General features: G+C 62.7%; 27 protein-coding genes. 23 read left to right on the top strand and 4 right to left on the bottom strand.

What is annotated here, in order from left to right:
* The first annotated feature begins 20 nt into the window (after nucleotides 1–20).
* The 20 genes from ubiE to O3298_RS23300 all read left to right on the top strand — a co-directional run bounded on the left by ubiE (nucleotide 21) and on the right by O3298_RS23300 (nucleotide 19,111).
* Nucleotides 21–755, top strand: a complete 735-nt coding sequence (ubiE, locus tag O3298_RS23205) for a bifunctional demethylmenaquinone methyltransferase/2-methoxy-6-polyprenyl-1,4-benzoquinol methylase UbiE (protein WP_034753359.1) — start codon at nucleotides 21–23, stop codon at nucleotides 753–755.
* A gap of 42 nt (nucleotides 756–797) precedes the next feature.
* Nucleotides 798–1,742, top strand: coding sequence for a Tim44 domain-containing protein (locus O3298_RS23210; RefSeq protein WP_289912345.1), 945 nt, complete (start codon nucleotides 798–800; stop codon nucleotides 1,740–1,742).
* 152 nt (nucleotides 1,743–1,894) lie between these two features.
* Complete coding sequence (locus tag O3298_RS23215; RefSeq protein ID WP_289912344.1) at nucleotides 1,895–2,533, top strand: SCP2 domain-containing protein; 639 nt, start codon at nucleotides 1,895–1,897, stop codon at nucleotides 2,531–2,533.
* Complete coding sequence (gene ubiB, locus O3298_RS23220) at nucleotides 2,530–4,101, top strand: ubiquinone biosynthesis regulatory protein kinase UbiB (protein ID WP_289912343.1); 1,572 nt, start codon at nucleotides 2,530–2,532, stop codon at nucleotides 4,099–4,101. Before O3298_RS23215 ends, ubiB begins: the two co-directional genes overlap by 4 nt.
* Nucleotides 4,102–4,119: 18 nt before the next feature.
* Entirely contained in the window at nucleotides 4,120–4,722 is a 603-nt protein-coding gene (locus O3298_RS23225; RefSeq protein ID WP_289912342.1) for a methyltransferase, read from the top strand.
* A 79-nt stretch (nucleotides 4,723–4,801) separates the two neighbouring features.
* Nucleotides 4,802–5,110 carry an FmdB family zinc ribbon protein gene (locus tag O3298_RS23230; RefSeq protein WP_077398979.1) on the top strand — a complete coding sequence of 103 codons (309 nt, stop codon included), beginning with the start codon at nucleotides 4,802–4,804 and terminating at the stop codon, nucleotides 5,108–5,110.
* 40 nt (nucleotides 5,111–5,150) lie between these two features.
* The gene (locus O3298_RS23235; protein WP_077398981.1) at nucleotides 5,151–5,792 is read left to right on the top strand and encodes a DUF502 domain-containing protein; all 642 of its coding nucleotides are present in this window, start codon (nucleotides 5,151–5,153) and stop codon (nucleotides 5,790–5,792) included.
* 63 nt (nucleotides 5,793–5,855) lie between these two features.
* On the top strand, nucleotides 5,856–7,658 hold the full coding sequence (gene aspS, locus O3298_RS23240) for an aspartate--tRNA ligase (RefSeq protein ID WP_180278639.1): 1,803 nt from the start codon (nucleotides 5,856–5,858) through the stop codon (nucleotides 7,656–7,658).
* An 87-nt stretch (nucleotides 7,659–7,745) separates the two neighbouring features.
* Nucleotides 7,746–8,210, top strand: a complete 465-nt coding sequence (gene nudB / locus O3298_RS23245; RefSeq protein WP_289912341.1) for a dihydroneopterin triphosphate diphosphatase — start codon at nucleotides 7,746–7,748, stop codon at nucleotides 8,208–8,210.
* Nucleotides 8,211–8,229: 19 nt separating this feature from the next.
* Nucleotides 8,230–8,523, top strand: coding sequence for a hypothetical protein (locus O3298_RS23250; protein WP_305060626.1), 294 nt, complete (start codon nucleotides 8,230–8,232; stop codon nucleotides 8,521–8,523).
* A gap of 69 nt (nucleotides 8,524–8,592) precedes the next feature.
* Nucleotides 8,593–8,895, top strand: coding sequence for a hypothetical protein (locus O3298_RS23255; RefSeq protein WP_289912339.1), 303 nt, complete (start codon nucleotides 8,593–8,595; stop codon nucleotides 8,893–8,895).
* A gap of 71 nt (nucleotides 8,896–8,966) precedes the next feature.
* Nucleotides 8,967–9,788, top strand: coding sequence for an endonuclease/exonuclease/phosphatase family protein (locus O3298_RS23260; RefSeq protein WP_251349339.1), 822 nt, complete (start codon nucleotides 8,967–8,969; stop codon nucleotides 9,786–9,788).
* Nucleotides 9,789–9,797: 9 nt separating this feature from the next.
* Nucleotides 9,798–10,961: a cardiolipin synthase ClsB gene (gene clsB, locus O3298_RS23265; protein ID WP_099665671.1), complete on the top strand. Its 1,164-nt coding sequence runs from the start codon at nucleotides 9,798–9,800 to the stop codon at nucleotides 10,959–10,961.
* Nucleotides 10,958–11,347: an RNA-binding S4 domain-containing protein gene (locus tag O3298_RS23270; protein ID WP_077398991.1), complete on the top strand. Its 390-nt coding sequence runs from the start codon at nucleotides 10,958–10,960 to the stop codon at nucleotides 11,345–11,347. The genes clsB and O3298_RS23270 overlap by 4 nt, the downstream gene beginning before the upstream one ends.
* Nucleotides 11,348–11,606: 259 nt before the next feature.
* On the top strand, nucleotides 11,607–12,209 hold the full coding sequence (locus tag O3298_RS23275) for a TetR/AcrR family transcriptional regulator (RefSeq protein ID WP_070278980.1): 603 nt from the start codon (nucleotides 11,607–11,609) through the stop codon (nucleotides 12,207–12,209).
* A 78-nt stretch (nucleotides 12,210–12,287) separates the two neighbouring features.
* A complete protein-coding gene (locus O3298_RS23280; protein ID WP_034753387.1) occupies nucleotides 12,288–14,078 on the top strand; it encodes an acyl-CoA dehydrogenase C-terminal domain-containing protein in 1,791 nt (596 codons plus the stop codon).
* Between the two features lie 14 nt (nucleotides 14,079–14,092).
* On the top strand, nucleotides 14,093–16,492 hold the full coding sequence (locus O3298_RS23285; protein WP_289912338.1) for a 3-hydroxyacyl-CoA dehydrogenase/enoyl-CoA hydratase family protein: 2,400 nt from the start codon (nucleotides 14,093–14,095) through the stop codon (nucleotides 16,490–16,492).
* 11 nt (nucleotides 16,493–16,503) lie between these two features.
* A complete protein-coding gene (locus O3298_RS23290; RefSeq protein WP_289905710.1) occupies nucleotides 16,504–17,001 on the top strand; it encodes a PaaI family thioesterase in 498 nt (165 codons plus the stop codon).
* Nucleotides 17,002–17,061: 60 nt separating this feature from the next.
* A complete protein-coding gene (locus O3298_RS23295; protein WP_035824191.1) occupies nucleotides 17,062–18,258 on the top strand; it encodes an acetyl-CoA C-acyltransferase in 1,197 nt (398 codons plus the stop codon).
* Nucleotides 18,259–18,331: 73 nt separating this feature from the next.
* Nucleotides 18,332–19,111 carry an enoyl-CoA hydratase gene (locus O3298_RS23300; protein ID WP_289919372.1) on the top strand — a complete coding sequence of 260 codons (780 nt, stop codon included), beginning with the start codon at nucleotides 18,332–18,334 and terminating at the stop codon, nucleotides 19,109–19,111.
* On the opposite strand, the gene O3298_RS23305 is transcribed toward O3298_RS23300, so the two are convergent.
* Nucleotides 19,108–19,671: a TetR/AcrR family transcriptional regulator gene (locus O3298_RS23305; protein WP_305060627.1), complete on the bottom strand. Its 564-nt coding sequence runs from the start codon at nucleotides 19,669–19,671 to the stop codon at nucleotides 19,108–19,110. The genes O3298_RS23300 and O3298_RS23305 overlap by 4 nt on opposite strands.
* 77 nt (nucleotides 19,672–19,748) lie before the next feature.
* On the opposite strand from O3298_RS23305, the gene O3298_RS23310 reads away from it, so the two are divergent.
* The gene (locus O3298_RS23310) at nucleotides 19,749–20,276 is read left to right on the top strand and encodes a dihydrofolate reductase family protein (protein WP_305060628.1); all 528 of its coding nucleotides are present in this window, start codon (nucleotides 19,749–19,751) and stop codon (nucleotides 20,274–20,276) included.
* Here O3298_RS23310 and O3298_RS23315 read toward each other — a convergent pair.
* Complete coding sequence (locus tag O3298_RS23315) at nucleotides 20,273–21,130, bottom strand: metallophosphoesterase family protein (protein WP_305060629.1); 858 nt, start codon at nucleotides 21,128–21,130, stop codon at nucleotides 20,273–20,275. The genes O3298_RS23310 and O3298_RS23315 overlap by 4 nt on opposite strands.
* 86 nt (nucleotides 21,131–21,216) lie before the next feature.
* Here O3298_RS23315 and bla point away from each other — a divergent pair, with 86 nt between their 5' ends.
* Both bla and O3298_RS23325 read left to right on the top strand, forming a co-directional pair.
* Entirely contained in the window at nucleotides 21,217–22,173 is a 957-nt protein-coding gene (bla, locus tag O3298_RS23320) for a subclass B3 metallo-beta-lactamase (protein WP_289905704.1), read from the top strand.
* Nucleotides 22,174–22,438: 265 nt separating this feature from the next.
* Complete coding sequence (locus O3298_RS23325) at nucleotides 22,439–22,612, top strand: hypothetical protein (RefSeq protein ID WP_219117343.1); 174 nt, start codon at nucleotides 22,439–22,441, stop codon at nucleotides 22,610–22,612.
* On the opposite strand, the gene O3298_RS23330 is transcribed toward O3298_RS23325, so the two are convergent.
* Nucleotides 22,609–23,412: a metallophosphoesterase family protein gene (locus O3298_RS23330; protein ID WP_305060630.1), complete on the bottom strand. Its 804-nt coding sequence runs from the start codon at nucleotides 23,410–23,412 to the stop codon at nucleotides 22,609–22,611. The genes O3298_RS23325 and O3298_RS23330 overlap by 4 nt on opposite strands.
* Nucleotides 23,413–23,458: 46 nt before the next feature.
* Complete coding sequence (locus O3298_RS23335) at nucleotides 23,459–24,364, bottom strand: LysR family transcriptional regulator (RefSeq protein WP_305060631.1); 906 nt, start codon at nucleotides 24,362–24,364, stop codon at nucleotides 23,459–23,461.
* Nucleotides 24,365–24,390: the final 26 nt, after the last annotated feature.

Raw genomic sequence — 24,390 nt, forward strand, 5'->3', positions numbered from 1 at the left:
GTTCAAACAGACTGCCTACCATGACCAATACGACCCATTTCGGATACAAAACAGTTGCAGAAGACGACAAAGTGCGCGAAGTCGCCAAGGTGTTCCATTCCGTCGCTGCCAAATACGACGTGATGAATGACTTGATGTCGGGCGGGCTGCACCGTCTGTGGAAGACGTTTACCATTGCCAACGCGGGCGTGCGCCCCGGTTTCAAGGTGCTCGACATCGCCGGCGGCACGGGCGACCTGTCGAAGGCATTCGCCAAGCAGGCGGGCCCTACCGGCGAAGTCTGGTTGACCGATATCAATGAATCGATGTTGCGCGTAGGCCGCGACCGCCTCTTGAATCGCGGCTTGCTCACCCCCACCTTGTTGTGTGACGCGGAAAAACTGCCGTTCCCCGACAATTATTTCGACCGGGTCAGCGTGGCCTTTGGCTTGCGCAACATGACGCACAAGGATGTGGCGCTGGCGGAAATGCGCCGCGTATTGAAACCGGGCGGCAAGCTGTTGGTGCTGGAGTTTTCCAAGGTGGCGGCGCCCCTGCAAAAGCCGTACGACCTGTATTCGTTCTCGGTCTTGCCGTGGTTCGGACAGAAAATCGCCGGCGATGCGGAAAGCTATCGCTACCTGGCAGAATCGATCCGCATGCATCCGGACCAGGAAACGCTGAAGACCATGATGGAAACGGCGGGCCTGGAGCGCGTGCAGTACTACAATTTGACGGCAGGCATTGCGGCTTTGCATACCGGCATCAAGATGTAACTCAAGCTGTAACTCACCAAGCCGGTGATTTTAGGAGATGGAATGAAATTGAAGAAATTTATGGTCGGCATGATGCTGGCCGCGACCACGGTATCCATGCTGGGCGAGGCGCTGGCCCGTCCCATGGGCGGTGGCCGTTCGTTTGGCCGCCAGTCGCAAAACGTGGGCCGCCAGGCGCCTGCGCCGGCACCAACCCCGGCGCCGGCCGCCGCGCCACGCCAGGCACAACCTGCGCCAGCCCCCGCACCGGCCCCTGCCGCCAAGGCACCGAGCCGCTGGAAGGGCTTGCTGGGCGGCGCCTTGCTGGGCCTGGGCCTGGGCGCGTTGCTGTCGCACTTTGGCCTGGGCGGCGCCCTGGCCAGCATGATCAGCACCCTGCTGATGGTGGCCTTGCTGGCCGGCGTGGCGTTCTTCATCTACCGCATGGTACGTGGCAAACGCGACAACAATGCAGGCGGCAATGCGCCGTTCGCCGGTTTTGGCGGCAACCAGCCTGCGCCAGCGGGCAACGTGCCTGACATCGGTTCGCGCATCCCGCCGCTGCCGCCGCTGCAACCCGTCTCGTCCGGCGTAGGCCTGGATAAGCCGGTCCCGGCTGCCGCGCCATGGGGCGTACCAAGCGACTTCGACAAGGACGCCTTCCTGCGCCACGCGAAAAGCAATTTCATTCGCCTGCAAGCGGCCTGGGACAAGGCGGACGTCAACGATATCCGCGAATTCACGTCGCCGGAAGTGTATGCGGAACTGCGCATGCAAATCCAGGAACGGGGCGCGCAGCCAGACTTTACGGATGTCGTCACCATCGATGCCGAACTGCTGGGAATCGAAACGAGCGTCAACGACTACCTGGCCAGCGTGAAGTTTACGGGCCTGATCCGTTCGGCGCCGGGCGCCGCAGCGGAACCGTTCGCGGAAGTGTGGAATATGTCGAAACCCGTCAGCGGCAATAGCGGCTGGGTTCTGGCAGGCATCCAGCAATTGAATTAATTGTAAAAACTTGCTGAATAATGGCTTAAGTCCATGCGGAATGCAGGATGCTTGACAGATATTTCCTGCTGAACTGGTAAGATCGAAACCGCCCACCTTGTTTGATGGGCGGTTTTTTCTTTTTGGGGGCGCGCGCGGCGCGCAGTATATAGATGGCACCACTTTCCGATCTCTCCCTGATGACGCCCGTCATCGCGACAATCAACCACTTGCTGGCGCAGGAGCCGTGGGCGCGCCAGCAACTGGCCGTGCACGCCGGCAAGCTGGCCTGCATCGACACGGGTGCCGTGGCCCTGCGCCTGCGCGTCGACAGCGCCGGCATGCTGGAGGCGGCGCCGGCCGACATGCCGGCCAACGTCACCATCCGCGTGAAATTGTCCGACGTGCCGCTGATCCTGCAAAACCGCGAGCGGGCGTTTTCCTACGTCAAGATCGAAGGCGATGCCGAGTTTGCCAATGCGATTTCCCAATTGAGCAAGGGCTTGCGCTGGGAAGCCGAGCACGACCTGGAAAAGGTCGTCGGCCCCATGCTGGCCACGCGCCTCGTTTCCGGCGCGAAGGATGCGGCCGCCTTTGTGCGCACGGGCCAGCAAAAGCTGGCGGAAAACGTGGCCGAATATTTTCTCGACGAACAGCCGATGCTGATCCGTCCTTCTACCCTGCAAGAGTATTCCGCTGGCGTGACGCGCGTGCGCGATGACGTCGAACGCCTGGCCAAGCGCCTTGCCCGGCTGGAAAAGGCGGCCGCCGCCGTCCAGCCGCAGCCCTCCTCACCGGATTTGTCTACATGATATTGAAATTCCTGCGCCTGTTTAAAATCATCCGTGTTTCCATCAAGTACGGCCTGGATGAGATAGCGATTTCTGGTCTGCAAGTTCCCCGCACCGCCAAATTGATCGACACCCTGATTTTCTGGCGCGACCTGTCGTCGCCACGGGGCTTGCGCCTGCGCTTGGCGCTGGAAGAGCTGGGCCCGATTTTCGTCAAATTCGGCCAGGTGCTGTCGACCCGGCGCGACCTGATGCCGCTCGACATCGCCGAAGAATTGGCGCGCCTGCAAGACCGGGTGCCGCCGTTCGATTCCGACCTGGCCATCGCACAGATCACCAAGTCCCTGGGCGCGCACCCGGACCAGCTGTTTGCCCGCTTCGAGCGCGAACCGGTGGCGTCCGCCTCGATTGCCCAGGTGCACTTCGCCACCCTGAAAGACGGCCGCGAAGTGGCCGTGAAGGTCTTGCGTCCAGGCATGAAAAAGCTGATCGACGAAGATGTGGCCCTGATGCACATCGCCGCCGATTGGACCAGCCGCCTGTGGGCCGACAGCAAGCGGCTGAAACCGAAAGAGGTGGTGGGCGAGTTCGACAAATACCTGCACGACGAGCTGGACCTGATGCGCGAGGCGGCCAACGCCAGCCAGCTGCGCCGCAACTTCGCCAACTCGGACTTGCTGCTGGTGCCGGAAATGCACTGGGATTACTGTTCCAGCAGCGTCATCGTCATGGAACGCATGTATGGCATTCCCGTGTCGCAGACGGAGCGCCTGGTGGCTGCCGGCGTGGACTTGCGTAAACTCTCCAGCGATGGCGTGGAGATTTTCTTCACGCAAGTGTTCCGCGATGGTTTTTTCCATGCGGACATGCATCCGGGCAATATTCTCGTGTCGATCGCGCCTGAGTCGTTTGGCCGCTACATCGCGCTGGACTTCGGCATCGTCGGCACCTTGAACGACTACGACAAGGATTATCTGTCGCAAAACTTCCTCGCCTTCTTCCGCCGCGACTACAAGCGCGTGGCCGAGGCGCATATCGAATCGGGCTGGGCGCCGAAGGATACGCGCGTCGATGAGCTGGAAGCGGCCGTGCGCGCCTGCTGCGAGCCGATCTTCGACCGTCCGCTGAAAGATATTTCCTTTGGGCAAGTGTTGCTGCGCCTGTTCCAGACCTCGCGCCGCTTCAATGTGGAAGTGCAGCCGCAACTGGTGCTGCTGCAAAAGACCCTGCTCAATATCGAGGGCCTGGGCCGCCAGCTGGATCCGGAACTGGACCTGTGGCAAACGGCCAAACCCTACCTGGAAAAATGGATGAGCAACCAGGTGGGGCCGCAAGGCTTCATGGAGCGCCTGCGCGCCGAGGCGCCTCGTTATGCGCACATCTTCCCGCAACTGCCGCGCTTGCTGCATCAGGCCTTGACGGTGCATGGCGAACCGCGCGAAAACGAGGTGGAACTGATGAAAACCTTGCTGGCGGAGCAACGCCAGACGAACCGCCTGCTGAGCTTTATCGTCTACTTCGTGGGCGCCTTTGCGCTCGGCGCGCTGGGCTTGCAAGTGTTCATGCGCTGGCATCAACTGCCGTTTTAAAGGCTGAGGACGTAAGTGATGGCTGACTTCCATACCCGTGACCCGCTCTCGCCCGCCTTCTGGGACGAGCGTTTCGAGAAGCAATTCACGCCCTGGGACCACGGCGGCGTGCCTGCGCGCCTGCGCAGCTTCGTTGCCGGCAGCCCGGCGCCGCTGCGCTGCCTGATTCCCGGCTGCGGCTCGGCGTATGAGCTGGTCTTCATGCTGGATCACGGCTGGGATGCCACGGCCATCGACTTTTCGCCAGCCGCCGTGGCCGCCGCGCGCGCCGTCGTCGGTGCGCGGGCAGGGCAGGTGGTGGAAGCGGATTTCTTTGCCTGGGAACCCGTTGCGCCGCTGGACCTGATCTATGAACGGGCTTTCCTGTGCGCCATGCCGCGCGCCATGTGGCCGCAAGTGGCGGCCCGCTGGGCGCAGCTGCTGGCGCCCGGTGCCATGCTGGCCGGTTACTTCTTCTTTGACGACAATGCCAAGGGGCCGCCGTTCGGCATATCCCGTGAGACACTGCAGGAATTGCTGGCGCCGCATTTCGATTGCCTGGCTGACGACGCCGTCGACGATTCCATCGCCGTCTTCGCCGGCAAGGAGCGCTGGATGAGCTGGCGCCGCCGGGCAGACTGAGGCGGGCGGGGCAATTTCCGCTGGCGACAAAGGAAAAGCTTTATAATTCAGGGTTTTTGATGATTTTCTCGGAGTAGAGATGCCGATTTACGCTTACCGTTGTGACGAGTGTGGTTTTGCCAAGGACGTCTTGCAAAAGATCTCCGATCCAGTACTGACGGTGTGCCTGTCGTGCGGCAAGCCCAGTTTCAAGAAACAATTGACGGCCGCCGGTTTCCAATTGAAGGGCACCGGCTGGTACGCGACCGATTTCCGCGGCGGCACGGCGCCTACCACGGCCATTCCGACGGGCCCCGCCGATAACGCCAAGCCTGCCCCGGCAGCAGAGAGCGCGCCTGCCGCGGCCCCTGCGCCCGCCCCGGCTGCCGCTGCGCCGAAAGCGGACTGAAAAGCGCGCCGCGCCGATACGATCCCTTACCGAGAAACCGATGCGTAAATACTTTATTACCGGATTACTGATTTTGGTGCCCCTGGCCATTACGGCCTGGGTCCTGAATCTGGTCATCAGCACGATGGACCAGTCGCTGTTGCTGGTGCCCGGCAGTACGCAGCCCAGCGTCTGGTTCGGCCGCCAGATTCCCGCGCTGAGCACCATTCCCGGCCTGGGCACGGTCTTGACGGTACTGATCGTGTTCTTCACGGGCTTGCTAACGAATAACCTGGTCGGCAATTACGTGGTGAAACTGTGGGAAAAATTGCTGCAACGCATACCCATCGTCAATTCCCTGTATTCGAGCGTCAAGCAAGTGTCGGATACCCTGTTTTCCCCGTCGGGCAATGCCTTCCGCAAGGCCGTGCTGGTGCCGTATCCGCACCAGAACTCCTGGACCATCGCTTTCCTGACCGGCGTGCCGGGCGGCGATGCGGCGAACCACCTGGTGGGCGACTATGTCAGCGTGTACGTGCCGACGACGCCGAATCCGACATCGGGCTTTTTCCTGATGATGAAGCGCAGCGATGTCGTCGAACTCGACATGAGCGTCGATGCGGCGCTCAAATATATCGTCTCGATGGGCGTGGTGGCGCCTGCGGAAGTTGTTGCTGTACCGGCCCCGGCAGCCAAAGAATAAAGGCAGGCGTCCCATGCGGGACGTGGCCGGATTGAACACTCACTAACCTGAACTGAGAATTTTATGTCTATGCGTACTGAATACTGCGGCCTCGTTACCGAAGCCATGCTGGGACAAACCGTCAGCCTGTGCGGCTGGGTACATCGCCGCCGCGACCACGGCAGCCTGATTTTCATCGACTTGCGCGACCGTGAAGGCCTGGTGCAAATCGTTTGCAACCCGGAACAAGCGGAGATGTTCAAGGTCGCCGAAGCCGTGCGCAACGAATTCTGCCTGCGCGTGACGGGCGTCGTGACCAACCGTATCGAAGGCACGATCAACAACAACTTGAAGTCGGGCAAGATCGAAGTGGTCTGCTCGGAGCTGGAAGTGCTAAACCCTTCCGTGCCCGTGCCGTTCCAGCTGGACGACGACAACCTGTCGGAAACGACGCGTCTGACGCACCGCGTGCTGGACCTGCGCCGCCCGCAAATGCAAAACAACCTGCGCCTGCGCTACAAGGTGACGATGGAAGTGCGCAAGTACCTCGACGCGCTGGGCTTCATCGACATCGAAACGCCGATGCTGACCAAGTCCACGCCAGAAGGCGCGCGCGACTACCTGGTGCCGTCGCGCGTGAACGCGGGCAGCTTCTTCGCCTTGCCGCAATCGCCACAGTTGTTCAAGCAACTGTTGATGGTCGCCAACTTCGACCGTTATTACCAGATCACCAAGTGCTTCCGCGACGAAGACTTGCGCGCTGACCGCCAGCCTGAATTCACGCAGATCGATTGCGAAACCTCGTTCCTGACGGAACAGGAAATCCGCGACCTGTTCGAAGACATGATCCGCGTCGTCTTCAAGAACACGCTGAACATCGACTTGCCGAACCCGTTCCCGGTGATGGATTTCGCCGAAGCGATGGGCCTGTACGGCTCCGACAAGCCGGACATGCGCGTCAAGCTGGCCTTCACGGACTTGACCGAAGTCATGAAGTCGGTCGAATTCAAGGTCTTCAACGGCGCCGCCAACATGAAGGGCGGCCGCGTGGTCGCCCTGCGCGTACCGCAAGGCGGCAGCATGCCCCGTTCGGAAATCGACGCCTACACCCAGTTCGTCGCCATCTACGGCGCCAAGGGTTTGGCTTACATCAAGGTCAACGAGAAAGCCAAGGGTCCTGAAGGCTTGCAGTCGCCGATCGTCAAGTTCCTGCCTGCCGACGTGCTGGCCACGATCCTGGAGCAGACGGGTGCGCAAGACGGCGACCTGATCTTCTTCGGCGCGGACAAGGCCAAGGTCGTCAACGACGCCATCGGCGCGCTGCGCGTGAAAATCGGTCACAGCGAGTTCGGCAAGAAAGCCGGCCTGTTCGAAGACGTGTGGAAGCCATTGTGGGTGGTCGACTTCCCGATGTTCGAGCACGACGAGGAAGCGGACCGCTGGACGGCGACCCACCATCCATTCACGGCGCCGAAAGACGGCCATGAAGACATGCTGGAAAGCGATCCGGGCGCCTGCATCGCCAAGGCCTACGACATGGTCTTGAACGGCTGGGAACTGGGTGGCGGTTCGATCCGTATCCACCGCGAAGAAGTGCAAAGCAAGGTCTTCCGCGCACTGAAGATCGACGCCGAAGAAGCGCAGCTGAAATTCGGCTTCCTGCTCGACGCCCTGCAATACGGCGCGCCACCGCATGGCGGCCTGGCATTCGGCCTGGACCGTATCGTGACCATGATGACGGGTTCCGAATCGATCCGCGACGTGATCGCCTTCCCGAAAACCCAGCGCGCGCAAGATTTGCTGACCCATGCGCCGTCGGAAGTTGACGAGAAGCAACTGCGCGAACTGCACATCCGTTTGCGCAGCACCGAGCCAAAAGTAGTGTAATGAAGCATGCGGCTGCCCAGGCAGCCGCTACCGTTTTACTTGCTGAGGCAAAAAAAGGCGCTGCGAGGCGCCTTTTTCATTCTTGATATGAGCCATAAAATTCCCGTTTCCGTGCTGGTCGTCATCCATACGGCTGACCTAGACGTCTTGCTGATCGAGCGCGCGGGCCAACCCGGTTTCTGGCAATCCGTGACGGGGTCCGTCGACGCCGTCGATGAACCGCTGCTGCTGACGGCCGCGCGCGAATTGGCTGAAGAAACCGGCATCGTTGTCGATGGGCACGATATCGTGCTGCGCGACTGGAACTTGTCGAATGTGTACGAGATTTATCCGATCTGGCGCCACCGCTATGCGCCGGGCGTGACGCGCAACACGGAACACGTGTTCAGCGTGCAAGTGCCGCGCGACATCGCCGTCACCCTGAGTCCGCGCGAGCATTTGCAGCACGCGTGGCTGCCGTATCTGGCGGCGGCCGACCGCTGTTTCTCGTCGTCCAACGCGGAAGCGATCTTGCAATTGCCGGCCATGACGGGTCTGGCGCGTCCTACCTGATTTCCCTAGAAAGCATTCCATGTTGAACTGGTTACATTTGACTGCGCAGCAAAAACTGCTGGGCACCTTGGGCATCGTTTTTTGCCTGTGCTTTATCTTCCTGCTGTTCAGCTCCACCGTGCCCGGGCGCACGCCACCGATCGGCATGCCGCTGATGGCCATCGGCTGGCTGCTGCATCCGGGCGCATTTGCCAAGGGCAAGCGCACCGTGGCCTGGCGCGGCGCACCGTTGCTGGTGAAGATCGTCTGGGCGGCCGGCATTACCGCGCTGATCGTTAGCGTGACGGCGGGCATGGGACGCATGCTGGCCTGAGCCGCTGAAACTATTGTTATGTGGTATTATTGCTTTAATCGCAATCTCACTTCCTGACGAAAGGTGTCCATGCTGAACTGGTCTCAACTTTCTTTTCAGCAGCGCCTCTGGGGCGCCATATTTCTGTCCTGGGTCTTTGGCGCCCTGTATGCCGTGTGTTTTCCCGATCAGCCGCATGCCCGCCTGCCGCAGGCTGGCTTGCCCCTGCTGATGCTGGGATTTCTCCTGCACCCCCGCTGCTTTGCCGGCGGACGGGGCGCCTTCAGCTGGAGCAGCGCACCCGTGCTTGTGAAGGGCTTGTGGCTCATCGGCAGCGTGGTAGGCAGCATCAGCGCCGCCGATAGTTTGCTGGGAGCGATGGCAGGCAGATAAAGTGGGACTTGGGTGCGCACGCGCACCTACGCTGGCGCCGCGCGGGGCCCGTCTGGGAGTAGAATCAATGCATGAAAATCCGCGTAGCAACTTATAATATACACAAGGGTGTCTCCTCCGTGCGGGGCTTGCCCCGCGTGCATGCTTTAAAGCAGGCGATTGCCCTGTTTCATGCCGATGTTGTCTTTTTGCAAGAGGTGCAAGGCAAGCACGACCGCAACGCGGCCCGCTACGGCGCCGAGAAAAACGGCCACAAGCATTGGCCGGAAGCGTCGCAGCACGAGTTCTTTGCCGGCCCCGAGCACCATTCCGCCTACGGCATGAATGCCGTGTATGACCATGGCCACCATGGCAACGCCTTGCTGAGCAAGTTTCCCATCGCTTCGCAAACCAACCACGACGTGTCCGACCATGCCTACGAGCAACGCGGCATCCTGCATTGCGTGCTCAAGACGCCGCAGGCCGATGTGCATTGCTACGTCGTCCACCTGGGCCTGTTCGAGTCGGGGCGGGGCCGCCAGACGCAGGCGCTGATCGATGCCGTCATGGAATCGGCGCCGAATGGCGAGCCCGTCATCATTGCGGGCGATTTCAACGATTGGCGCAACACGCTCAGCGACAAGCTGCGCAATGCGCTTGGCGTGGTCGAGGTATTCGACCAGCGCGCGTCGAACTCGGCCCTGGGCGACCTGGTGCGCACCCTGGCGCGGCGCCAGACGAAAACGCCGATCCCCGTGCCGGCGCGTACCTTTCCCGCCGCCTTGCCGTGGTTCCGCCTGGACCGCATCTATGTGCGCGGTTTCCATGTGGAAGGCGCGCAAGTGATGCACGGCACCCTGTGGGCCAAATTGTCGGACCACGCGCCGATAGTTGCCGCTTTGAAACTCGCGTAGACTGCCGGCATGCGCACAGTCAATTTCATCGCCCACAACGACATCCAGCTGCTGTATTGCGGCACCGATTACTTCCCCGCGCTGATTGCCGCCATCGACGGCGCGCGCTCGGAAGTGTATTTTGAAACGTATATCTTTGCCGACGACGCCACGGGCGCCCTGGTGCTCGATGCGCTCAAGCGTGCGGCCGCGCGCGGCGTGCTGGTGTGCATGATCACGGACTGGTTCGGCACGGGCAACCGCCGGGTCAACGCCATGCATGCAGAGCTGGAAGCGGCTGGCGTGCACCACCGCATCTTCAATCCGTGGTTCCGGCGCGGCATCACGCGCACGCACCGCAAGATCTGCGTGGCCGATGGTGAAATCGCCTTGGTGGGCGGCATCAATATCAACGACGACATGTTTTGCGACTACGACCACAACATTAGCCTGGAAGCGCCGCGCTGGGATTTCGCCGTGCAGGTGAAGGGCCCGCTGGTGGACGCCATCCACGAGGAAGTGCAGGCGCAGTGGGCAAGATTGGGCAAGATGAACCTGGTGCGGCGTATCAAGCTGTACCGCAAGATGCGCGTCGTCAGCAAGGAGCTGGCGAAGAACCCCGTGGTGGCTGGCTTTGTCGTGCGCGATAACCTGCGCAACCGCCGCACCATCCAGCGCGCCTATCTGCAGGCGCTGGGCCAGGCGAGGAAAAGCGTGATGCTGGCCAACCCGTATTTCGCGCCCGGCCACAAGCTGCGCCGCGCCCTTGCCCAGGCGGCCCAGCGGGGCGTGGACGTGGTGCTGTTGATCGGCGTGGGCGAATTCCGCATGCAGGACGCCGTGGCGCACTCGTTTTATCCGAAGCTGCTGGCCGCCGGCGTGAAAATCGTCGAATACCGCAAGACGCAGCTGCACGCCAAGGTAGCCGTCGTTGACGATGACTGGGCGACGGTCGGCTCCAGCAATATCGATGCGCTGAGCCTGTTCCTGAACCAGGAAGCGAACGTGGTCATCAAGGACGTGGCGTTCGCGCAAAGCTTGCGCCAGCATATAGAGCAGGGCGTGGCCGACGGCATTGTGATTCACCAGGATGATTTCAAGCACATTGGCCGTTTCCGGCGCATCGGCTATGAAGCCGCGTTCCTCGTGTACCGGCTGGTGATGCGCATTTTTTCAGTAGGCAAGTACGCATGAACGAGATGACAACGGTAAGGCTGGACAAATGGCTGTGGGCGGCGCGCTTCTTCAAGACGCGCTCGCTGGCCAGCGAAGCCGTCGACACGGGGAAAGTCAAAGTGGGCGGCGAGCGCGTGAAACCGGCGCGCAGCCTGCGCGTGGGCGACGAGCTGGCCATCGACAATGGCGCGGAGACGTGGGAAGTGGCCGTGCTGGGCCTGTCCGACAAGCGCGGCGCGGCGCCTGTGGCGCGCCTGCTGTATGGCGAGACGCCGGCCAGCATCGCCCGCCGCGAGCAGCTGGCCGAGGAGCGCAAGCTGTTCCGCGAGCCGGGCACCACCATCAAGGGGCGGCCGACCAAGCGCGATCGCCGTCAATTGAGCAAGGCAGGCGACCTTTCCTGAGGCTCGCCTGATGTGGAGCGGCAAGGGCGCGCGACGCTTTTGCCCTCCTGAAATCGCTGTAAACACGCAGCCTGAAAATGCTGCGCTGCACCAATAGAACACCGGCTCTAAAGTTCCCGTTTGACTTTTACGTGGTAGTGGATAATAGTACGAGCGTTCGGATTTTTTCGAGGCGTGCTTTTTTTTTACCCTCGCTTCAGTCCGCCAAATCGGCAACATCACTTTTAGAACGGACCTCTTGAATACTTCAGTCAAATTCATGCGCAAGGGCGAACTGACCCGTGCAGCCATCCTCGACGTGGCGCTGGACCTGTCCAGCCGCGACGGCCTGGAAGGCCTGACCATTGGGTTGCTTGCGGACAAAATGAACATGAGCAAGTCGGGCGTGTTTGCCCACTTTGGCTCGCGCGAAGACTTGCAGATGGAAGTGCTGAAGCTTTACCACTATCGTTTCGAGCAAGAAGTCTTTTTTCCCAGCATGAAAGAACCACGCGGCATCCAGCGCCTGCAATCGATGTTTGCGCGCTGGGTCAAGCGGGTCAGCGTGGAAATCGCTTCCGGCTGCATCTATATCAGCGGCGCCGTCGAGTATGACGACCGTCCTGGTCCCATCCGCGAGGCCCTGGTGGCCATGGTACGGGCCTGGCAGGGCGCGCTGCTGCGCTGTGTCGAGCAATCGATCGCCACGGGCGACTTGAAAGCGGACACGGATGCCCAGCAGCTGGTGTACGAGATGTATGGCCTGATCCTGGCCCTGCATCACGATGCGCGCTTCCTGCGCGTGCCGGGCAGCATCGAACGGGCGCAAGCGGGCTTTGTCCGCCTGCTGGCGTCATACCAGAATTCCGTCACAAGCAAATAAGCCGTCAGGCAGTATCCGCAACAACGCACACGCACTTACAAGTACAACACTTTAGCTAATCGCCTTCAGGAGAAAATTATGGGTCAATACGTCGCGCCAATCCGGGATATGCAATTCGTCCTGCATGAGTTCCTGCAAGTGGAAGAAGAACTGAAGCAAATGCCGTCGTACGCCGACGTCGACGCCGACATCATCAACCAGGTACTGGAAGAGGGCGGCAAATTCACCTCCGAAGTATTGTTCCCGCTGAACCACTCCGGCGACCGCGAAGGCTGCCACCACGACCCCGTCACGAAAAGCGTGACCACGCCGAAAGGCTTCAAGGAAGCCTACAAGCAGTATGTCGAAGGCGGTTGGGCGGCCCTGGCGTGCGATCCGGAATACGGCGGCCAGGGCTTGCCTGTCGTGCTGAACAATTCGTTCTATGAAATGCTGAACTCGTCGAACCAGGCCTGGTCCATGTACCCGGGCCTGTCGCACGGCGCCTACGAGTGCCTGAAGGAACACGGCACCGACCACCAGAAGGAAGTGTATCTGCCGAAGCTGGTGTCGGGCGAATGGACGGGCACCATGTGCCTGACCGAACCGCACTGCGGCACCGACCTGGGCCTGCTGCGCTCGAAAGCGCTGCCTGAGGCGGACGGTTCCTGGACCATCACCGGCAACAAGATCTTCATCTCGGCCGGCGAGCACGACATGGCGGAAAACATCCTGCACCTGGTGCTGGCCCGCGTGCCGGACGCGCCGGAAGGCTCGAAAGGCATTTCGCTGTTCCTGGTGCCGAAATTCCTGCCGAACGCGGATGGAACTGTCGGCGAGCGCAATCCGATCACCTGCGGCGCCATTGAAGAAAAAATGGGCATCCACGGCAATTCGACCTGCCAGATGAACCTGGACGGCGCGAAAGGCTGGATCATCGGCCAGCCGAACAAGGGCCTGAACGCCATGTTCGTCTTCATGAACGCGGCCCGCCTGGGCGTGGGCATGCAGTCGCTGGGCCTGACGGAAATCGCTTACCAGAACGCGCTGATCTACGCCAAGGACCGCACGCAAATGCGTTCGCTGTCCGGCATCAAGAACCCGGAACTGCCGGCCGACCGCATCATCGTGCACCCTGACGTGCGCCGCATGCTGCTGACGGGTAAAGCCTACGCCGAAGGCGCGCGTGCTTTCACCTCCTATGTGGCGCTGCAGATCGACCGCGAACTGCACCACCCAGACGCCGACGTGCGCAAGGAAGCGGCCGATGAAGTGGCGCTGCTGACGCCTGTCATCAAGGCCTTCATCACCGACAACGCCTGGATCGCCACCTCGGACGCGATGCAAGTGTTCGGCGGCCACGGCTACATCTCGGAATGGGGCATGGAGCAGTATGTGCGCGACGCGCGCATCAACATGATCTACGAAGGCACGAACACGATCCAGTCGCTGGACCTGTTGGGCCGCAAGATCCTGGGCGACAACGGCGCCAAGCTGCGCAAGTTCGGTGAAAAGATCAAGGCTTTCGTCGAAGACAACGGTACCGATGAAGCGATGAGCGAATTCGTCACCCCACTGGGCGACCTGGGCGACAAAGTCACCAAGCTGACCATGGAAATCGGCATGAAGGCATTCCAGAATCCGGACGAAGTGGGCGCGGCATGCGTGCCTTACCTGCGCGTCGTCGGCCACATGATCTACAGCTATCTGTTCGCGCAGATGGCCAAGATCGCCCTCGAAAAAGAATCCAGCGGCGACAAGTTCTACACCGCCAAACTGGCTACCGCACGTTTCTACTTCGCCCGCTTGCAGCCTGAAACGGCAACCCTGATCCGTCAGGCGCGTTCCGGTTCGGCCAACCTGATGGCACTCGACGCAGACCTGTTCTAAGACTTGAGGAAAATATGACCAATTTCATCGTTAAAAAAGTAGCCGTCCTCGGCGCCGGCGTGATGGGCGCGCAGATCGCCGCCCATTGCATCAACGCGAAAGTGCCGGTCGTGCTGTTCGACCTGCCGGCCAAGGAAGGCCCGAAGAATGGCATCGTGCTGCGCGCCATCGAGAACCTGAAAAAGCTGTCGCCTGCGCCGCTGGGCAACAAGGATGACGCCGCGCTGATCCAGGTGGCCAACTACGAAGACAACCTGGACCTGCTGGCCGGTTGCGACCTGATCATCGAAGCCATCGCCGAGCGCATGGACTGGAAACACGACCTGTACCAAAAGGTGGCCCCGCACATCGGCCCGAACGCGATCTTCGCCTCGAACACCTCGGGCCTGTCGATCACCAAGCTGGCCGAAGGCTTCGACGCCGACCTGAAATCGCGCTACTGCGGCGTGCACTTCTTCAACCCGCCGCGCTATATGCACCTGGTCGAGATCATCCCGACCGAGTTCACCAAGCCGCAGATCGCCGATCAGCTGGAAGGCTTCCTGACCACCACCCTGGGCAAGGGCGTGGTCCGCGCCAAGGACACGCCGAACTTCATCGCCAACCGCGTTGGCGTATTCGGCATCCTGGCCATCGTGCATGAAGCCGAAAAATTCGGCCTGTCCGTGGACGTCGTCGATGATTTGACGGGCGCCAAGCTGGGCCGCGCCAAGTCGGGCACCTTCCGCACGGCGGACGTGGTCGGCCTGGACACCATGGGCCATGTGATCAAGACCATGCAGGACTACCTGCCGAACGATCCGTTCGCTGCCGTCTACAAGACGCCGGCCGTCCTGGCACAGCTGGTGGAAAAAGGCGCGCTGGGCCAGAAGAGCGGCGCAGGCTTCTACAAGAAGGTCGGCAAGGAAATCCAGCGCCTGGACTTCGCCACCGGTGAATACGTGGCCGGCGGCGCCAAGGCTGCCGACATCATCGCCCGCATCCTGAAGGAAAAGGATCCGGTCAAGAAGATGAAGGCGCTGCGCGAATCGACGAACCCGCAAGGCCAGTTCCTGTGGGCGATCTTCCGCGACGCTTTCCACTACATCGCCATCCACCTCGACACCGTGGCCGACAATGCGCGCGACATCGACTTCGCCATGCGCTGGGGCTTCGGCTGGAACGTGGGTCCGTTTGAAACGTGGCAGGCATCGAACTGGCTGCAAGTGGCCAACTGGGTCAAGGAAGACATCGACGCCGGCCACGCGCTGTGCAATGCACCGCTACCGGCATGGGTCTTCGAAGGCCCGGTCGCTGAAAAAGGCGGCGTGCATACGCCGGAAGGTTCGTATTCGGCCGTGTCGAACAGCTTCGTGCCACGTTCGACCCTGTCCGTGTACGACCGCCAGCCATTCCGCGCGCCAGTCCTGGGCAGCGGCGCCATCGACGGCAAGACCGCCGGCACCACCGTCTTCGAAGACGAATCCGTGCGCGTCTGGCATACGGGTGACGATGTGCTGATCATCTCGTTCAAGACCAAGATGCACGTGATTGGCGAAGGCGTGATTAACGGACTCAAGCTCGCGCTGGCTGAAGCCGAGAAGAACTTCAAGGGCCTGGTGATCTGGCACGCCGACGCAGCCGAAGGCGGCGCCTTCTCGGCCGGCGCCGACCTGCAATCGGCCCTGCCGGCGTTCATGCAAGGCGGCGTGAAAGCCGTCGATCCGATCATCGCCGAACTGCAGAACACCTTCATGTCGCTGAAATACGCGAATGTGCCGGTGATCGCCGCGGTCGCTGGCCTGGCACTGGGCGGCGGTTGCGAGCTGGCCTTGCACGCATCGAAGCGCGTGGCCTCGATCGAGTCGTACATCGGTCTGGTGGAAGTGGGCGTGGGCCTGATTCCAGCCGGCGGCGGCTTGAAGGAAGCGGCGCAGCGCGCCTACAAGGAAGCCAAGGGCAACGATATCCTGCAATTCCTGAAAACGGGCTTCACCAATGCAGCCACCGCCAACGTGTCGAAATCGGCGCTGGAAGCGAAGAAAATGGGCTACCTGAAGGAAGACGACGTGATCGTGTTCAACGCCTACGAGCTGCTGCACGTGGCCAAGGTCGAAGCGCGCGCCATGTTCGACGCGGGCTTCCGTCCGCAACTGCCGTCGCTGATCCAGGTGACGGGCCGTTACGGCTGGGGCACCATCAAGGCGCAGCTGGTCAACATGCGCGACGGCGGCTTCATTTCGGCGCACGATTTCAAGCTGGGCGAGATGATCGCCGAGATCGTATCGGGCGGCGACGTGGACCAGGGCAGCTTCGTCAGCGAACAGTGGCTGCTGGATATGGAACGCAAGGCATTCCTGGAGCTGTTGAACCATCCGAAAACCCAGGAACGGATCATGGGCATGATGCAGACCGGTAAACCGGTACGCAACTAAGCACAGCGTCGATGACGATCCTGTCCCTCGTTTTTAAAGTATTACTGCGCGTGAGGCCAAGCATGGTGTATGACCGTATCAAACAACAGATGATGGACACCTTGCCCTTCGTGCGGCTGCTGGGGATCAGCATCGACGACATCGGCGCCGGCACCTCGAAGGTGTCGCTGCCGGAAGATCCAAAACTGAATAATCACCTGGGCACGCAGCATGCGGGCGCCTTGTTTACCCTGGCCGAAACGGCTTCCGGCGCGGCCATGGCGGGCGGCTTCGCCGAGCTGATACTGGGCTTGCGCCCGGTGGCCAAGGAGTCGCGCATCCAGTACCAGAAGGTGGCCCGGGGCGCGACGCGCGCCGAAGGCCGGGTACCGGGCGACCTGGCTGCCTTGAAGGCGCAGCTGGCGCAGGATGGCAAGGTGGCGTTTCCCGTGGAAGTCGATATTTTCGACTCCGAAGGCACGCTGGCGGCACAGGTGACGGTGGACTGGTATTTGTCGCAGAAGCGATAAGCCTCTACCCCGGACATTCGACAGAACACGAACCTCGTTCAACATCTTTGAAAGAACAAAATGAGCAAACAACTTCAAGACGCGTACATCGTCTCTGCAACCCGGACCCCGATCGGCAAGGCGCCGCGCGGCATGTTCAGAAACACCCGCCCGGACGACCTGCTGGTGCGCGTGCTGCAATCGGCCCTGGCGCAAGCGCCTGGCCTGGACCCGGCGTTGATCACCGACGCCATCATCGGCTGCTCGTTCCCGGAAGCGGAGCAGGGCTTCAATATCGCGCGTAACTCGGTGCTGCTGGCCGGCTTGCCGAAAACCGTGGGCGGTGTCACCGTCAACCGCTACTGCGCTTCGGGCATCACGGCCATCGCCATGGCGGCCGACCGCATCCGCGTGGGCGAAGCCGACGTGATGATCGCCGGCGGCATCGAATCGATGTCGATGGTGCCGATGATGGGCCACCACCCGTCGATGAACCTCGACATGTTCAGCGACGAGAACATCGGCATGGCTTACGGCATGGGCCTGACGGCCGAAAAAGTGGCGCAGCAATGGAAAGTGTCGCGCGAACAGCAGGACGCGTTCTCCGTCGAATCGCACCGCCGCGCCATCGCCGCGCAGCAAGCCGGTTTCTTCAAGGCGGAAACGACGCCCGTGGAAATCATCACGCGCACGCCGAACCTGGCTACCGGCCAGGTGGATGTGACGCGCCGCACGGTCGACACCGACGAAGGCGCGCGCGCCGATTCGTCGATGGAGTCGCTGGCAAAACTGAAACCGGTCTTCGCGGCCAAGGGTTCCGTCACGGCCGCCAACAGCTCGCAGATGTCCGACGGCGCCGGCGCGCTGCTGATCGTCAGCGAAAAAATCCTGCGCGAGCACAACCTGACCCCGCTGGCGAAATTCTCGTCGTTCGCCGTGCGCGGCGTGCCGCCGGAAATCATGGGCATCGGTCCGAAATTCGCCATTCCTGCAGCATGTGCCGCCGCCGGCATCACGCAAGACCAGCTGGACTGGATCGAGCTGAACGAAGCGTTTGCCGCACAGGCGCTGGCCGTCATCGGCGACCTGGGTTTGGACCCATCGAAGGTCAACCCGATGGGCGGCGCGATCGCCCTGGGCCACCCGCTGGGCGCCACCGGCGCCATCCGCGCAGCCACCGTGATCCACGCGCTGCAGCGTACCAAGCAGAAGTACGGCATGGTCACGATGTGTGTGGGTGCCGGCATGGGCGCAGCAGGTATCTTTGAACGCGTCTAAGTTCGACGGGCTAAAGCAATAAAACAGGGCGCTGCGGGATTACCCCGGCGCCCTTTATCTTTTTGGAGACGACATGGATATTTTGTGCAGCAAGAGCGAGGGCATTCTGACCCTGGAATTCAATCGCCTGGAACGCAAGAATGCGATCACGGGCGCCATGTACCAGACCCTGGCCGATGCGCTGGTGGCGGCGGAGACGGACGACGACGTGCGCGCCATCCTGATCTGCGGCAAGCGCGAGATTTTCACGGCCGGTAACGACCTCGATGACTTCATGAAGACGGCGCGCCCGAAGGATGGCTCGCTCGACCATGACCGCCCCGTCTTCCAGTTCATGCGCGCCCTGTACGGCAGCAGCAAGCCCGTGGTGGCGGCCGTTTCCGGCCCGGCCATCGGCATCGGCACCACCTTGCTGATGCACTGCGACCTGGTCTACGCGGCCGACAATGCCAGCTTCTCGATGCCGTTCACGCAGCTGGGCCTGTGCCCGGAATTCGGTTCCAGCCTGCTGCTCACGCAACTGGCCGGCTACCCGCGCGCGGCGGAAAAGCTGATGCTGGGCGAGTCGTTCCCGGCCAGTGAAGCGCTGGAAATGGGCCTGGTGTCGAAAGTCGTGCCCTTGTACGAGCTGATGACCTTCGCGCAAGGCCAGGCCGCCAAGCTGGTGGCTCTGCCAGCCGCCTCCATTCGCGCCACCAAGCGCCTGATGAAGCAAAGCCGCATGGAGCCGATGAAGGCCGCCATCGCCGACGAAAACAAACTGTTCAGCGCCATGCTGGGCGGCGCCGAGGCGAAGGAAGCGTTTACGGCCTTTTTCCAGAAGCGCAAGCCGGATTTCAAGCAGTTCAATTAAGCGCTTGTTTCAACACTGGCCTGCATGCCGGCCAGGATCAGGGCGACCGAGGCGTGCCAGCCGGTCTCGCTGGCGGGCCGGCCCGCCAGCGCATAGCCGTGCAGGAAATCGACGAGCGCATCGCGCCCGCGCAAGCGGGTTTTCTTGTCCAGCGCGAGACCCTCGACGGCCAGCTCGAACAGCACCGTGAAGCGTTCGGCAACGTCGGCTTGCTCCACCAGTCCGCGCGCCATCAGGCGCACGAAATACGGCGTGGCGCTGACCAGTTCCAGGTACAGCGCGCACAGCGCCAGCACACGCCGTGGCGCTGCCTGGCGCCGCGTAAACGGCGGCTGGCGCGGGTCGAGCGCGGCAAAACGTTGCGCCATCAAGGCCAGCAACAATTCCTCTTTTCCCGCGTAGTAGTGATACAGGGCCATGGCGTCGACGCCCAGGCTCTGTGCCAGCGCGCGCATGGAAAACGCCTCGCCTTTTTCTTCCAGCAGGGCCAGGGCCGCGTGCAGGATGCTGGCGTTGTCCAGTGCGGGCAGGGCGCGGCGCGGACGACCCGCTCGGCGCACAGGAGATTCCATGGCTTGAAGTTTTAGGGTTTTCATGGGCATAATTCTACACCGTAGAATTAAATCAAGGAACACTCATGCAAAAACCTTTCGTCAGCGTTTTTCTCGGCATCAGCCTCGATGGCTGCATCGCCGGGGAAAACGGCGACCTGTCCTGGCTGGCCGAGTTGGCCCCCGACTCGCCCGACGCCACCGGCTATACGCAATTGATGGAGCAGGTCGATACCCTGCTGATCGGGCGCACCACGTATGACGCCGTGCTGGGCTTCGAGCCGTGGCCGTATGCGGGCAAGCGCGTGGTGGTCTTGAGCCACCGCGACTTCGCGCCGCGCCATGGCGAGCAGCGCCGCGAAGGCAGCGTGCGGGAAGTGCTGAAGGGACTGGCAGCGGAAGGCTGCCGCCACGTGTACCTCGATGGCGGCGCCGTCATCCGCGCCGGCTTGCGCGAGGGTGTCGTCGACAGCGTCGCCTTGTCCGTGCTGCCCGTGGTGCTGGGCCGGGGCGTGCGCCTGTTCGAGGATGGCTTGCCGCGCAGCGACTGGCGGCTGGACGGCACGCGCCAGCTGCCCAGCGGCGTGGTGCAGCTGCGCTATGGAAAACGTTAAGCGGCGCTGGCCAGGTCGACGATGAAGCCTGTGTCAAAACGTTCGTTCTCGGGCGTGCCGTCCGGCCGTTTGTAGCCGCAGGGGTTGCACACCACGCGGCAGTCCTGGACGCGGTAGTCGAGCGAGGCATGCATGTGGCCATGCACCCACAGGTCCGCTTGCGCCACCAGCGCGTCCAGCTGCGAGGCGAAGGCGGGCGAACCGAGGTTGTCTGCATACTGCGCTTCCACCGACAGCATCGATGGCGCCATGTGCGTGATGACGACCGTCTTGCCATCGAACGGTTGCGCCAGCTGCCTCTCCAGCCAGGCGCGGTGCTGCGCGTGCAGCTGCGCCGTGTCGCTGGCGCACAGCAGGCGGGGCGTGTCGCCGCCCGTGCTGATGCGCTTGTAATCGGGCATGTAGGCTTGCGCCGCGTTCAGCGCTTCTTCCCGGCGCTGCGCGCCGAACAGCAGGAAATCCGTCCATAGCGTGACGCCGAGGAAGCGCACGCCGTTCAGTGCCACGGCGTCGCCGTCGAGCAGACGGATGTTGGCGCCGTGCGCATTCGCGCTGGCGCAGGCGTCGCGCACGGCGTCCTGCATGCGTTCGAGCTGGTGGCCGTAGCCTTCGTGGTTGCCGTGCACGTACAGCACGGGCAGGGCGCCGAAGGTGCGCGCGGCCCAGGCGATGGCATTGCTGCCCGTGTCGATGTCGCCGGCCAGGATCACCACGTCGGGGCGGCAGGCGGCAAGGTCGATGGCGGGCGTGTTTTCGCCCCAGACTTCCAGGTGCAGGTCGGACAGGATCAGCAAACGCATGGCAGTGGGCGCGGCAAGGCGCACGGCAGTCGATGGGCCTCTATCGTAGCGCAAGTCGCCACGCCCGTCTGCTTGACCGCGCGAGGGTAGCGACGTTACCCTGTGGCATTGATTCATACTGCCTATCTTCCTGGAGCCGCATGCCGCCTTTCTTCCTTCCCAAGACCTTGCTCAGTATCGCGCTGGCCGCCATGGCGCTGCCGTTGACGGCGCATGCCGCCACGCCCGCCGTCGATCCCCTGACGCAGCCGATCGCCTCGCCGTATGCGGCGCAGTGGAACCGTCCGCAGCAGCCGGCGCGCATCCACGGCGACACGTATTACGTGGGCGTGGGCGGCTTGAGCGTGGTGCTGATCGACACGCGCGAAGGCTTGATCCTCATCGATGGCGCATTGCCGCAATCGGTGGCCGCCATCAAGGAACATATCCTCGAGCTGGGCTTTCGCCTGCAAGACATCAAGTTCATCCTGAGTACGGAAGCGCATTTCGATCATTCGGGCGGCATCGCCGCCTTGGCCCGCGACAGCGGCGCGCAAGTGATCGCCAGCCCGCTGGGAGCGGAGGCGCTGCGCGCGGGCTCGGTGCTCGCCATGGACCCGCAAGCGGGCGAAATCGATCCCATGCCGGCCGTGGAAAACGTGCGCGAGATCGCCGATGGCGAAACCCTGCAACTGGGCGACGTGACCATCACGGCGCGCCATACGCCTGGCCATACGCCAGGCAGCACCAGCTGGACCTGGGTGTCGTGCGAGGATGCGGAGCGTCAGGAATGCCTGAACGTGGTGTTTGGCGCGAGCCTCACGCCGGTGGCGGCCGACGACTTTCACTACTTGGGCGATGAACGCCATGCGGACCTGACGCCGGCCTTCCGCCGCGTCATGCAGGACTTCGCCAAACTGCCGTGCGACATCCTGATCTCGGCCCACCCGGACCACTCGGACGGCGACCGCAAGCTCACGCAACTGCTGGAAGGCGTCACGCCGAATCCCTTCATCGATGCGCAGGCGTGCAGCAACTACGCTGCCAAAAATGAAGCGAAGCTCGACGCCCGCATCGCCAAGGAACAAGCCATGGCCGGCGAGGCTGCGACAAAATAACAACGTTGGCGCATGCACCATGAAAATCGGTTGACGCACTGCAGCATACGGCGCAGAATCAGCGTCCGCAGTGCAGATTAACCAGATAAAGGAAAGGAAACCCATGTTCGAGCAGGCTGGCAGCAAATTGTACGACCACTAGCCCCGCGCATGACGCTCGGGGCCATCGGCAGCATTGCCGACCCCGAGCCGGTGTCCTTCAAACCCCGGTGAGGAAACTCGCCGGGTTTTTTTGTTTTGGACGACCGGATTGAAAGGAAATACCATGAAAATCAAAGTGAAAGCCACGCCCAAGCCGCGCAATCCGCTGGTGGCTGCCGCCAGGCTGCGCGGCGGCGCCGGCGCGCACCAGTCGGTAGCGTCGCCGCGCGCGGCGCGCCGGGCCGGCAAGCACCGCCTGCAGCAATGGCTGGCGGGCCGCCTCAAAGCTGACGATTAGCGGGCCGGCAGCTCGACGATGTAGTTCGGATCAAAAGCAGGATTTTGCGGCGTGCCGCTGCGCGTCCGGTAACCGCAGGGATTCGAGACGACGCGGCAGCGGCCGATGCGGTAATCGCGCGAAGCGTGGATGTGGCCATGCACCCACAGGTCCGCCTGCGCGGCCAGTTCGTCCAGGCGCGAGGCATAGGCGGGCGAACAGCCTTCGCTGCCGTAGGCATCGTCGACCGAGAGCAGCGACGGCGCCATGTGGCTGATGACCACCGTGCGGCCGTCGAACGGTTGCGCCAGTTCGCGCGCCAGCCATGCTTTTTGCTGCGCGTGGAACATGGCCGTGTCGGCTGCGCGCAGCTTGCGAAAGCCCATGTTGGCCAGGCGGATGCGCTTGTAGTCGTTCATGACGGCTTCCGCGTCGCGCATGGCCGCCTGGCGCGTGTCGTCGCCCAGCAGGCGGAAATCCGTCCACAGGGTGGCTCCCAGGAAGCGCACGGCGTTGCCTGCCGGGTCGGTGATGACGTGCGTGCCGCAGTCGAGGAAGTGCACGTTGTCCGTGGCGGCGCAGGCGCTGCGCAGCTCCTGGCGCACCTTGTCGAGGTGGTGGCCATAGCCTTCGTGGTTGCCATGCACGTACAGCACCGGCAGCCCCGCAAACGCGGTGGCGGCCCAGGCGACGGCGCGGGCGCCCGTGTCGATGTCGCCGGCCAGGATGACGGTATCGGGGCAGCTGAGCGCAAGGTCGCCTTGCGGCGCTTCGTCGCGCCACAGCTCATGGTGCAGGTCCGACAGGATCAATAAACGCATGCGGCATCCAGGCGATGGGAGGGTACGCCATCGTACCTGAAAACCCTCACTCTTCCTCCAGCGCGGCGAAGCCGTGCGCCAGGTAGTCGAGCAGCGCGCGCACGGCCGGCAGCAGGCCGCGCCGCGACGGGAACACGGCGTGGATGATTTCGCGCTGCGGCCGCCACTGCTCCATCAGCGGCAGCAAACTGCCATCGGCCACCTGCTCGGTGATCATCATGGTCGGCAGCTGCACCACGCCGACGCCGGCCACGGCCGCGTCGCGCAGGGTCAGCATGTCGCCCGTGACGAAGCGCGGCACGTGGCGCAGCTGGGCGCGTGCACCGTCCGGGCCATGCAAATCCCACTGGTAGTGCTGTTGCGGCACGCCCAGGGCCAGGCTGGGCCAGTCGGCCAGGTCGGCTGGTGCCTGCGGCGCGGGCGCGCCGGCGAACAGCAGCGGGCTGCCCACCATGCACTGGCTGCGTTCGGCCAGCACGCGCAGCACCAGGTCGCTGTCGGGCAGCGGCGGCGGGCGCACGCGGATGGCCACGTCGATGCCTTCGGCCACCAGGTCGACGCGGCGGTTGCTCGCTTCGAGCAGCAGGGTCACCTGCGGATGCGCGCGCATGAAACCGGCCAGCATGGGACCCACCAGCGTATGCAGCAGGGCGATGGGGCAGGACAGGCGCACCGTGCCGCGCGGCGCGGCCCGCGTCAGCTCGATGGCTTCCTGCGCCGCCTCCGCTTCCACCAGCATGGCCTTGCAATGCTCGTAGAACGTCTGGCCCACGTCGGTGACGGAAAAATGCCGCGTCGTGCGCTGCAGCAGGCGCGCGCCGAGGCGCTCTTCGAGCAGGGCGATGCGCCGGCTCAGCTTGGATTTCGGCATGCCCAGTGCGCGCCCGGCCGGCGCGAAACCGCCATGGTCGACCACCTGCACAAAGTAATACAAGTCATTCAGATCCTGCATGCCGCCTCCTTGATCGTTCTATTTTT

Origin of the sequence: Janthinobacterium sp. SUN137, assembly GCF_030587265.1 — a bacterium.
GTDB classification, from domain to species: Bacteria; Pseudomonadota; Gammaproteobacteria; order Burkholderiales; family Burkholderiaceae_D; genus Janthinobacterium; species Janthinobacterium kumbetense.